The sequence below is a fragment of the Calothrix rhizosoleniae SC01 genome, from assembly GCF_900185595.1.
Taxonomy (GTDB): domain Bacteria; phylum Cyanobacteriota; class Cyanobacteriia; order Cyanobacteriales; family Nostocaceae; genus Calothrix_A; species Calothrix_A rhizosoleniae.
In genome coordinates this window covers 1-11082 of record NZ_FYBH01000220.1, presented here as the reverse complement: position 1 = coordinate 11082, position 11082 = coordinate 1, and the positions used below count along the sequence as shown (strand labels likewise).

Here is an 11082-nt window from a genome sequence, read left to right as displayed (position 1 = left end):
CTAGAAACTTGGGCAAAAGAACAACTGACAAACCCCGAAAAAAATGGTCAGGTAATGTTTATTCAAGCAGGCCCAGGAAGGGGTAAAAGTGTCTTTTGTCGGATGTTTGCTAATTGGTTGAGGGAGAATTTTCACCCCATTTGGACACCGATATTGATTCGCTTGCGGGATATCCATGCTTTTGAAGATAATCTGGAAAATACTCTCTGCGCTGCTATCCAGGAAGATTTTGCTAAAAGTGATGATGGTTGGATTACTGACCGGAATACGAGGTTTTTGTTTATTTTAGATGGCTTTGATGAATTACGTTTAGAAGGTAGAACTTCTGGAGAGTTGCAAAAACTACTGAAAAAAGTAGGAATCTATCAAGAGCAATGTGCTAGGAGTCCATTGTTGGGACATCGGTTTTTGGTAACTGGGCGAGAAATGGCTTTACAAGGGATAGTTTTACCCAGGAATTTACAACGGGTAGAAATCGCTTTGATGGATAAACAAATTCAGCAGCAGTGGTTTCATAAATGGGAAAATTTAATCGATGAGGATAAAGCCAGGGCATTTCAAGGGTTTTTAACAGCAGGTAATTGTCCTCAGAGAGTGCAGGAGTTGGCACGAGAACCTTTGTTATTGTATCTGTTAGGGGCGATGCACCGAGATGGGAAATTAACTACAGAAATGTTTGCAGGGGCTAACGGTGTTAAAGCCAAAATCTTGATTTATCAAACTACTTTGGATTGGGTATTAAAAAAGCAGCGTCCGCAAGAATTGAACTTTGATATTACAGGGTTTGAGCCAGATGATTTGCGACGGATTTTGATGGAAGCCGGATTGTGTGTCACCCAATCTGGTGAGGAATGGACTTCTATCAAAATTATTGAAGAACGGTTGAGTGGGGATAAAGCAGCAAGAGAATTACTGGAACAAGCACAGCAGCAGATTGGTGAAAATCCTCTGAGGAATGCTTTAGCTGCATTTTATATGCGACCTATTAAAGCTTCTGGGGTGCAGGAAGGGGCGGTAGAATTTGTCCATAAAAGCTTTGGTGAGTTTTTGTGCGCTCAAAGATTGGCGGAAACTCTGGAACAGTGGACATGGGTGAACCCATACAGTAGACGTAGGGAATTTTTAATTGGTGACGAACAACTAGAAGAACAGATTTATGATTTGTTCAGTTACGGGGGATTGACACCAGAGATTGTGGAGTATTTGATGGCTTTGCTAGATAGTAGGGAAAAATTCCAGCCAGTAGAGTTATTTGAGCGATTGCAATATTTTTATTTTGATTGGTGTGAGGGAAAATTTATTAATGCTTACCCAAAAAATTTGCCCTTAAATCAGATGCAGAAATTACGGGAGCGAGGAATTGAAATCGGTTTGAGGGAGGTGGATATTTATGCTGGGTTGAATGTGATGATTTTGCTGTTGGAACTCCATCGTTATGCTCAAGCTAGAGATAATTTAAGGGATACAATTAATTTTCATCCTTGTGGGCAGAAAGGTAGTGAGGATTTTGATAGCAAGCGATTACTGCGCGTCATCAGCTATAGCAACAGCTTTGATTTAGATAATTTTAGGATTACAGTTGGATCTTTCCTCATTAGCGCAGACCTCAGTCGCGCATTCCTCTGTGGCGCAGACCTCATGCACGCAAATCTCAGTGACGCAAACCTCAGTGACGCAAACCTCAGAGACGCAAACCTCATTGGCGCAGACCTCTGTGACGCAAACCTCAGTCGTGCAGAACTCAGTGGCGCATTCCTCTGTGACGCAGACCTCAGTGACGCATTCCTCAGTCGCACAGAACTCAGTCGCGCAAACCTCGTTAACGCATTCCTCAGTCACGCATACCTCATTGACGCATTCCTCTGTGGCGCAGACCTCAGTGACGCATACTTCGGAGACGCAAACCTCAGTGTTGCAGACCTCAGTGGCGCATTGTTCAGTAACGCAGACCTCAATGGCGCATACCTCCTTGGCGCAAACCTCAGTGGCGCAAACCTCAGTCACGCAAAAAACCTAACTCCAAAACGGGTAAAAACTGCCAAAAACTGGGAGCAAGCTATATATGACCCTGAATTTCGTCAGCAGTTGGGTTTACCAGAAACAGGTACAGCCAATGAGGATGATTCATGATATCAAGGGGATAAAAATTCGGGGGTTGCTGAGTGGAAATATGAATATGTCTCACGCAGAGGCGCAAAGACGCAGAGAAGAAGAGTTGGTTTAATCTTGCAACTTCATCCGTTCTCCAAAAACGCCAAAACCTCCCACACCCACAAACCTGACAACTGATAACTGATAACTGATAATTGAAATGAAATCCGTCACTCCCCCTTCCCCGCAGCCAACAACTGTTCCACCGTCACAACTAACTCCGGAAACCTACGAGAAACTATCTGCTGATTACCTGTAAACTCCCCATCTTCATACAAACCTTCTTCCCACAACAAAACCGTCACCTTCAACTCCGTGGGATCAACAATCCAGTACTCAGAAATCTCCAAAGCCGCATATTCAGAACGCTTATAACGATAATCCCGCTTCACAGACTCCGGACTAACCACTTCCACAACCAACAAAGGCGGAGACTGACAAACAGCAGATTCATCCATAAATTCCATTACCTGTTCCTTTTCCACCACACAGACATCACATAACCGAGACTTACGCCATCCAGTTCTAATTACTGCTTCCCTTAAACATAGCCAAGGTAAACCCAAGCGATTAATTTCAGCATCCAATAACTGTTCAATTAATTGGACAATTAACAAATGTCTAAAAGTTGGCGGATTCATAAGTTCTAGTTTCCCATCTACTAATTCATAGCGGTTGTCGCTACCATCGTCATAGGTGAGATATTCTGCAAAAGAATAAAGACGGTTTGTAATTGTTGAGGTCATGGTGTAACGGCTAACCCAGAACTATAATTTATCTTAGTACAGTTGGCATGGGAGCATCCCAAATGTTTGGATTTGTAGTTTTTTGAATGAAGAGAGCTTTCCGGCTCCCACTCCCCATATTTTCACAAAATTGAGATGCTCCCCATTAAGGGAACACCAAAAAATAAATTAACCTGAGTTCGGGATTTGAACTAATTGCTTTGCTCCCCCTGCTCCCTGCTCCCTGCTCCCCTGCATTTCGAGCGATTGGTTATTTTTTATTTGGAAGTCCCTAACCTTGCATCAAACTTGCTAATGTCATGAGTAAAAGTTGGTTTTGCTCATCCGTCCCGACGGTAATTCTTAACTTATCAGCTAATCCGGGTTGTTTGAAATAACGTACTAAAATACCTTTTTCTTTTAAACCCAAATATAGGGTTTCTGCATTGGTTGGTTGTGGTTTAACTAAGACAAAATTTGCCTGTGAATCCCAAACCTGAAACCCTAGTTCTGCCAAACTTTTAGTTAACTTGACACGGGAATTTTTCACCTTTTGGGCACATTCATTTTTATACTCTTGGTCAAGCATAGCCACAGTTCCAACCGCACAAGCGATCGCATCAATGTTATAACTATCTTTAACTTTAAACAAGCCGGATAATAACTGGGGATTGGCAATTCCAAAACCTAAACGTAAACCAGCTAAGGAATAACCTTTAGATAGGGTACGTAAAACCATAACATTGGGGAATTCCCTCACTAACTGTAATGCGCTGTCTGCGGCAAAATCAACGTAGGCTTCATCAATTAATAAAACACCTGACAACTGTGTTGCTAATTGACGTAAATCATGGATGGGAACTACATGTCCTGATGGACTATTGGGAGAAGCAATAAATGTAACTGCACCCTGAGCCTTAACTAAGGCTGCGATCGGCAAAGAAAAATCATCATTGTATGGTACTTCTAATACCTGAGTTGGTTGGATTTCCGCCAGGGTTCTGTATAAAACGTAAGTAGGTGTAGGATAAACTATTTTATTCTTTTCTTCAGTGCAAGCACGGATAACCACATTTAAAATTTCATCACTACCATTGCCCACAATGATCCAATCGTGAGGAATATCAAATACTTGACTCACACTATGACGAAAATCATCTGCATAGGGATTTGGGTAGCGTCGTAACCATTCACTATCCAATGTACGTAATACTTCCATCGCCTTGGGTGAAGGGGGATAGGGATTTTCGTTGGTATTGAGTTTTATAATTTTGGTTCCCGGTTTTGGTTGTTCCCCTGGAGTATATCCAGTCATTGCATCAACACTAGGACGGAAGTAAGAAGGGGTCATTTCAGTTATCAGTTATCAGTTATCAGTTTCCCCATCGATGAATTGAGGGGCTTGTACCATTAAGGAATTATTTCTGACGATACATTATTTCGATCAATCTTTTAATTTTATCTGCCGTTCTGCGATCGCATTCATCCCAGCTATTCAAAGGATGCGATCGCCCTGCACGTTGTTTGTGGAAGGTGCTTCGCATCTTCCACAAACAACAAAAAATTTTTCTGACAGCATTTTAATCTTTCAATTAGACCAAACAAGGTGTCATCGAGCCAAGAAACTAAAAATTCCATCCAATATTATTTTGTTGTTTCAACCTTTGTTTACGAATTAGCTCTAAGTTCTTTTATCGCAACATAAACATCTTGAACTATGCTTTGATAAAGTTTACGATCGCTACTAGAGCTATCTAACGATGAATAGCGATCGTATTCTAGAGGAGAACCAAAAGTAACTGTAATGGAATATCTCTTAGGAAAATGCTTACCTTTGGGCAAAGCTTGAAAAGTTCCCTGGATATAAGTAGGTAGGCGTAAAAAATTATCGTTTGGATAAGACAGGGGGCAGGGGGCAGGGAGCAGGGGGAAAAAGGGTTTTAGCCTTATTTACTTTTCTCCACATAGTTTGGTTTTATTGTGCCGACTTACTTAAGTAGGAATAATAGGTAAACTTAATTTCATTGCTAAAATTCCTATACCCAACTTAAGAGGCTTTAGCCTACCATTAATCGAACGAGTTCCTTCGGGAAAAAAAAGAATTGATTTCTTTTGCTCAATTACCTTTTGACAAGCTGGTAAACAATCTAAGAACTTTCCCCGACGCTTGAAAGGAATCATATTGAGCCAATTATGACACAGCCAAGATTTTATCGAATTATTAAAAAAATAGTCTTGGGCTGCTAGGCTATAAAATTGATTGAGATGTTGTCCGCTAGCAGCAATAATAGCAGGAGCATCAAGATGGCTGGTGTGGTTGGCAGCAATAATATATCCTCGATTTTGGGGTAAGTTTTCTCTACCGCAACATTTGAGGTTAAACCACTTTTGATAAATGACTTTTCCTCCAAGCCAAATTAGTTCGCGAACAGCTTGATTAATCATTGAGATTTGCTAGTAGCTGCTGATAAGTTAGATTCAGACAGATGGCTTCTGAAGTAATTAAAATAGCTTTGCCAAAGATTTTTATTTAAAGAATGGCAAGTATTAGCGTTATTAATCTGAGCTAGTTTTTGTAGCGTTTGGTGGCAGTCAACTTGAAGAAACTTGATCGATTGCATCAGTTCTAAAATAGTTAACAGATATTTTGGATTAGTATTTAATATTACAGTATTTAGTGTAGATATCTGAAAATAGATATTTTGGGGCGATAAATTAGGTTGATTTTACTATTATTTCTGCCTGTTTATTGCCTTTTTTTATCGTTCAACATTTCTGATCTTCAACATATCGTAAATCAGGGTTTTGATAAGCAGCGATCGCGATCGTTATAATTGCTATTCCCAGGGTCACAAACAATAAACCAATTCCTCTGGTTTCTCCCACTCCCATTATTAGACCCAAACTGTTAACCAACCTACCGTCTGACTTTAGCAAGGGATTGAACACCCGTTCTGCCAAGGGACTAGCAACTAAATAAGCTAAGGGGAAAGAGGCATAGGCGATCGCTCCCCAGATGGCGAAAACTCTTCCTTGAGCTTCTGTTGCCACTTTAATTTGTCTGATGGCGTTGGCACAACCAACAAAAATTGGAATGTTGAAAAGACCGATAAATAAGGTAATGCTAATTAGAATCGCAGAAGGTTTCAACCCCATGATTACCATACAACAACCTAGCATAATTTCACCACAGATTATCCCTTTAATCCTTCGTTTGGGTCCACCCCAAATACTCATTATCACTGCACCTAATAGCCAGCCACAGCCACCAAAAGATAAAATATTGCCCAACACTTGAGCGTTAGCGAATCCTAAAATCATTGGTGTGATTAAGACTTGAGTTATTCCCAGGGCAAAATTAACCACGACAAAGAAGGTCAATAATAAAAATAATCCCCGTCTAGCTAGCAGGTATTTCCAGCCAAAAGTGAGGTCTTGCCACCATGTTTGTTGACTTGTTTCAATGTCACGATTCCTATGATTTGTATACTTAGGAAAACGGACGATTGCCAGCACCAATAAAGCAAAAATAAAACTGGCAAAATCGATCCCCATCACTCCTTCTACCGCAATCTTGCCCACTAATATTCCCGCTAATGCAGGAGAAAACAATTTAGCTGCTGCTTCTCCTAATTGAATCAAGCCATTCGCCCGCCCGAAATCTTTTTGGGATACAAGTAAAGTAGGAGTAGCATAATAGGCTGGCCATTGAAACCCTCTACAGAGAGAGCCAAAGGCTATGGCTAAATAAATATAGCTAATTTCCCAGCGATCGCTCCAAAACAGCCAAGCCATAATCAGGGTGCTAAATCCTGCCCCTGTATCACTGACAATCATCACCCAACGTTTATCGTATTTATCGGCGATCGCTCCTGAAAGAGGTGCAATCAAAATAGCTGGTAATTCTGTACAGAAGTAAATTAAGGAAAATTGAGCGATTGAGCTATTTGTCTGATAAATAGATACTCCCAAAGCAAAACTGGTCAAACCAGAACCAATCAAGGATATAGTCTGTCCCAACCAGAGAAATATAAAAGTTGGCATTTATTATCATTCAGGTTAAGGTTTGTTCCCTAGCTTACTACCTGTTAACACTTGAACCTCTAAGTTTTCGGCAGAATCTCTAAGCAAATCTGGGTCAAACACGATGCGATTTGGTTCAAGCAGCAGAATAATTGTCGAACCGCCATATTGGAAATAGCCTTTTTCTTGACCCCTAGTAACGTTTCCTGGGGTATAGGTTTGGATTATGCTGCTAACAGTTAGTGCTCCCACTTCAATATAGGCAATATTGCCAAAATTATCCGAATTAAACTGAGTAACAACTCTTTGATTGCGACAGTAAACATCAGGGACTCTTACCAATGCCAAAGGATTGACCGAATGATATTCTCCTTTAATATATTTGGCTGGCTGGGCTATTCCGTTATCGGGAAAATGAAAGCGATGATAATCGTAAGGGGCAAGACGTAAAACCATTGCTGCTCCATGACTATAGATATTTGCGTTAATTGAGTCAGCTAATAGAGTATGAATATAAATGTGTTGACCTTTAATCTGAAATTTAGTCTGAGAGTTTAGTCGAGCGTAGACAGTCACTTTGCCATCACCAGGAGCGCAAAATACCTGCCCATCAACTACAAACGGTCTAGCAGATGGTTTGAGCTTTCGAGTAAAAAAAGCGTTAAAACTAAAATATTTGTCGGGAGGTAGAACTAATTCTGTTATGTTTATTTCATACTGGATAATAAATTGCGGAATTTCATGGCGACTATAAATTGAATTTTGATATTTGCCATAAAGTAGATGAAAGATTTTGCGATTTAATAATAAGTAAAAAACTACATAGCCGATGGAAGTCTCATATAGCCAACGTAAGGTATTTTCTTGAAAAATCTTTTCGGTAACTATTTTCCCAGAAAGACGATTTCGATATATTATTTTCATTATAATTTTGTGATTATTTTATGTCTCAATATACTCGCAGCCAAACTTCAACAAACCGAATAAAATCCTTGGTGGATGAAAAGGAATATTCCGTTGAATTATTTGCTCAAAGAGTGGGAATTACTACCGAAAATGTTCAAAAACTGTACGATTGCGATCGCCTGATTCCAGATTCGGTTACTTTAGAAACTATTTGTAGAACTTGTTCGGTCGATCTCGACAAGCTAATTGAATATAAATGGATGGAAGAATACTCTTAATAATTTGCGCTTAATTGTGCAACAGCTTTTACTCTTGTGGTTGATTTATCCCTGGCTTGATGTTTTTACTAATTCCAATTTATTGCTTGGATTTCATCAACTTATTAGCGTGATGAATGCGTTCAAGCCCTTTTGTTCTTCTGCATAATTTACTTTATTTACTGTTTATTTCGTAGAGTGACATAAGAGGGATAAACCAGGATAAGTAAGTGTCAATAAATTCATAAACTATCACTTTTTGCAACACAATCTATATTTTATGATTTAATGATTTCACCTCAAAACATCAAAGTAAAGTAACTATAAATTCCTGTAAGAGCGATCGCACCTACGCCAAATATGACATACCAAACGCCTTTTAGTTTACGTATTTTGAAGTTTGCCACCATGGCGATTGCCAGTAATAAATAAACTCCGTCGAGAACCAACTTCATCTGGGTATGGGGTAAGACAAAATTAGCAGTAAATATAGTGGGAACAAACAGGGCTGCGTAAGTAACAGGTAATCCTGTAAAGTATTCTTGTTCTTCTTGTTCGGTTAAACCTTGATTATTAAAATACACTAATCGCAGAGCATTCGCTCCTAAATAGAGAATCAAGATAACAATTGATAACCAGTCTTGAAGTCCAAAGCAATAGGCAAAAAGAGCAGGAGCAAAGCCAAAGGAACAAAGATCTACCAAACTATCTAGCTGTTTACCAGCAGCAGCCTGTAACTCGGTTCGATCAATTTTACTGGCAACAAACCCATCAAACAAATCGACAATTCCTGCATAAATTAAACAAATAATTGCTAAATTAAATTTGCCATTTATCGCTAAAACAACAGCAAAAAAGCTGGCAGTAAAACCTGTCAAAGTAAAAGAATTTGCTAAATCTAACTGTTTTAAAATGGGGCTAAACATGATGTGTAGGAATTTTAAAATTAAAATTATTATGCCTCTTGCAGACTTGGTATGATAAATTAATAGGAGAAATACCAATTGATTAAAACTCGTCTTCTAAAATTATCAAAGTTAGTTAAGCCATAAGCCCGTCTTTTAATCAGCTTCTTTCCTTTTGCTGATTTTCTATTTCTATTACTATTTCATACTCTGTGATAAATTTATAATTTACCACCTTGATATCTTCAAGATTAATTACTTTTGCAATAAAGTGAAGCAAGGGATTTGATGGCATAATTTATTAAATCTCAGTTTTTTATTTCATTATTTTTTAATTCTGATAATTTTAATTATTCCTGAAATCTTTGTCAGTTATATCTCTCACCCAATTTTATTATATATTTTTCTAGCTCTTTACCTATTATTTTGATATTATTTCACCATACTCACTCTAGAAGAGCCATTATTATCTTAGATAATGAGCAATAAAATAAAAGGCTGGAGTAGCAAACAGTAAACTATCAAACTTATCTAGAATTCCCCCTGTTATTCCCAGAACTTTGCCAAAATCTTTAATCTCCGCTTCCCTCTTGAGAGAAGAAGCAATCAAATCGCCACACAATGACATTAAAGAAATTATTCCAGCCACTAGAATTACTTGCCAAACTTGCCAGCCTAAAACTAGAAAGCGTAGCAAATAACCCATAATTAAACTAGATAGCAAACCGCCTCCTGCTCCAATCCAGGTTTTACCAGGACTTATGTTCGGAATTAAAGGCTTTTTTCCTCCCAGTAAACCCGAACCTTGAGAAAAACCATCATTACTCATGACTAACAGTACTATAAAACTAAATTCACCATAGTCATTTGTCAGGATATTTAAAAGTAAAGCAACGGGCATAGTAACAAAAATGATGCCAAAAGCTATACTTAACATAGTGTGCATGGATATAGGCTGACGATAAGTTAATAAAAGTGCAATCAAAGCCAACCAAGCAGCGCTCGCTATTCCCAAAAAAGTAGTTAAACTATTTTGTTCTAGCCCGCCCAAAATACCTAAAGTACCGAGGACAATTGCTAAAGTAGAACTTTGAATCTTGTCATACTTAACTTCAATACAACGCAACAATTCCAACCATCCTCGATAAGCCAAAAAAAGAGCGACAGGTAAAAATGCCCACTTACCCAAACTAGCTGTACTGATAAAAATCAGGATCAATCCTAATAAGATACCTAACTTCAGCCAGGTATTAAGCACTTTCTCAGGGCGATCGCGGTAGAGCCAGCTAATGATAGAAGATAAGATAACTGAGAGTGCTACAACAGCAGCAAAAAGCTGCAAAATAGGAAATAGATTGGGATTAACCAAGTCCATAATCAATTAATTGTTCGACCTTGAGACTACCTTAATTTTCATGAGCGAAATTAGCCAGGATACCAACCAAGGAACATGACGTTGTAATAGAACTACTAATTTGCCATAAGAAGTAAGTACCTGTTCTGGCTGTCGTCGAGCGATCGCTTTAATAATTTGCTTAGCGGTTGTTTCGGTACTTCTTAAAAGTAAAGGGGGAATATGTTCTTTCTGTTCTGCTTGAAAGACCCCCTGTTCGTCTACTTGACGAATCTCCGTCGCCACATAGCCAGGGCATACATGAGTTACAGAAACTCCATCGGGGGCGAGTTCCTGTGATAAAGATTGACACAAGGCTCTTAGGGCAAACTTACTGGTAGCATAGGCAGAATCACCAGCCAAAGCAATATAACTTTTTACACTACTAATAATTACTAATCTACCTTGGGTTTTTTTAAGCTCATCTAAAACGGCGTAGATGGTGCGTAGTACGCCAAATATATTAGTTTCCCATTGACGACGATAATCATTTAAGTTTAATTCTTCCAAATTACCTTTTAAAGACCAACCAGCATTAGCGATCGCAATATCAATTTTGTTAAACTTATTCTTAGCCGAAGCTACAGCTTTTTCTAAATCTCCATCTTGAGTAACGTCACTCTCAATAGCGAGTATTCTCTTTCCCGTCGGATCAATAGTTTTGGCGATCTTATCTAAGCGTTCTTTGCGTCGCGCCAACAAGACTAAATTTGCTCCTTGTG

At 38.9% G+C, this 11082-nt stretch carries 13 protein-coding genes and 1 pseudogene; 3 read left to right on the top strand and 11 right to left on the bottom strand.

What is annotated here, in order from left to right; translation table 11 throughout:
• On the top strand, positions 1-2130 hold a 2130-nt coding region (locus CALSC_RS13495), incomplete at its 5' end, for an NACHT domain-containing protein (RefSeq protein ID WP_143288249.1).
• A 191-nt stretch (positions 2131-2321) separates the two neighbouring features.
• On the opposite strand, the gene CALSC_RS13490 is transcribed toward CALSC_RS13495, so the two are convergent.
• From CALSC_RS13490 to asd, 7 genes are all read right to left on the bottom strand, one after another.
• On the bottom strand, positions 2322-2897 hold the full coding sequence (locus CALSC_RS13490) for a Uma2 family endonuclease (RefSeq protein ID WP_088241853.1): 576 nt from the start codon (positions 2895-2897) through the stop codon (positions 2322-2324).
• 271 nt (positions 2898-3168) lie between these two features.
• Positions 3169-4227: a histidinol-phosphate transaminase gene (hisC, locus tag CALSC_RS13485; protein WP_088241852.1), complete on the bottom strand. Its 1059-nt coding sequence runs from the start codon at positions 4225-4227 to the stop codon at positions 3169-3171.
• A 67-nt stretch (positions 4228-4294) separates the two neighbouring features.
• Positions 4295-4420 carry a hypothetical protein gene (locus CALSC_RS27860; protein ID WP_268807211.1) on the bottom strand — a complete coding sequence of 42 codons (126 nt, stop codon included), beginning with the start codon at positions 4418-4420 and terminating at the stop codon, positions 4295-4297.
• Positions 4421-4544: 124 nt separating this feature from the next.
• Positions 4545-4718, bottom strand: a complete 174-nt coding sequence (locus tag CALSC_RS26470; RefSeq protein WP_159460613.1) for a hypothetical protein — start codon at positions 4716-4718, stop codon at positions 4545-4547.
• A 150-nt stretch (positions 4719-4868) separates the two neighbouring features.
• Positions 4869-5321: a lysophospholipid acyltransferase family protein gene (locus tag CALSC_RS13480; protein WP_088241851.1), complete on the bottom strand. Its 453-nt coding sequence runs from the start codon at positions 5319-5321 to the stop codon at positions 4869-4871.
• 321 nt (positions 5322-5642) lie between these two features.
• Positions 5643-6920 carry an MFS transporter gene (locus CALSC_RS13475; RefSeq protein ID WP_088241850.1) on the bottom strand — a complete coding sequence of 426 codons (1278 nt, stop codon included), beginning with the start codon at positions 6918-6920 and terminating at the stop codon, positions 5643-5645.
• A gap of 15 nt (positions 6921-6935) precedes the next feature.
• Positions 6936-7823: an archaetidylserine decarboxylase gene (asd, locus tag CALSC_RS13470; RefSeq protein WP_088241849.1), complete on the bottom strand. Its 888-nt coding sequence runs from the start codon at positions 7821-7823 to the stop codon at positions 6936-6938.
• A 20-nt stretch (positions 7824-7843) separates the two neighbouring features.
• On the opposite strand from asd, the gene CALSC_RS13465 reads away from it, so the two are divergent.
• Together CALSC_RS13465 and CALSC_RS13460 are read left to right on the top strand one after the other, a co-directional pair.
• Complete coding sequence (locus tag CALSC_RS13465) at positions 7844-8083, top strand: helix-turn-helix domain-containing protein (RefSeq protein WP_088241848.1); 240 nt, start codon at positions 7844-7846, stop codon at positions 8081-8083.
• Positions 8061-8231, top strand: a pseudogene (locus tag CALSC_RS13460) (IS701 family transposase); the annotation flags it as partial. The gene CALSC_RS13465 and the pseudogene CALSC_RS13460, both read left to right, overlap by 23 nt.
• Positions 8232-8361: 130 nt before the next feature.
• On the opposite strand, the gene CALSC_RS13455 reads toward CALSC_RS13460, so the two are convergent.
• The 4 genes from CALSC_RS13455 to CALSC_RS13445 all read right to left on the bottom strand — a co-directional run.
• Positions 8362-8988, bottom strand: a complete 627-nt coding sequence (locus tag CALSC_RS13455; RefSeq protein WP_088241846.1) for a CDP-alcohol phosphatidyltransferase family protein — start codon at positions 8986-8988, stop codon at positions 8362-8364.
• 139 nt (positions 8989-9127) lie between these two features.
• Positions 9128-9262 carry a hypothetical protein gene (locus tag CALSC_RS27855; protein ID WP_268807210.1) on the bottom strand — a complete coding sequence of 45 codons (135 nt, stop codon included), beginning with the start codon at positions 9260-9262 and terminating at the stop codon, positions 9128-9130.
• 171 nt (positions 9263-9433) lie between these two features.
• Positions 9434-10342 carry a phosphatidate cytidylyltransferase gene (locus CALSC_RS13450; RefSeq protein ID WP_088241845.1) on the bottom strand — a complete coding sequence of 303 codons (909 nt, stop codon included), beginning with the start codon at positions 10340-10342 and terminating at the stop codon, positions 9434-9436.
• 6 nt (positions 10343-10348) lie between these two features.
• On the bottom strand, positions 10349-11082 hold a 734-nt coding region (locus CALSC_RS13445; protein ID WP_088241844.1), incomplete at its 5' end, for an SDR family NAD(P)-dependent oxidoreductase.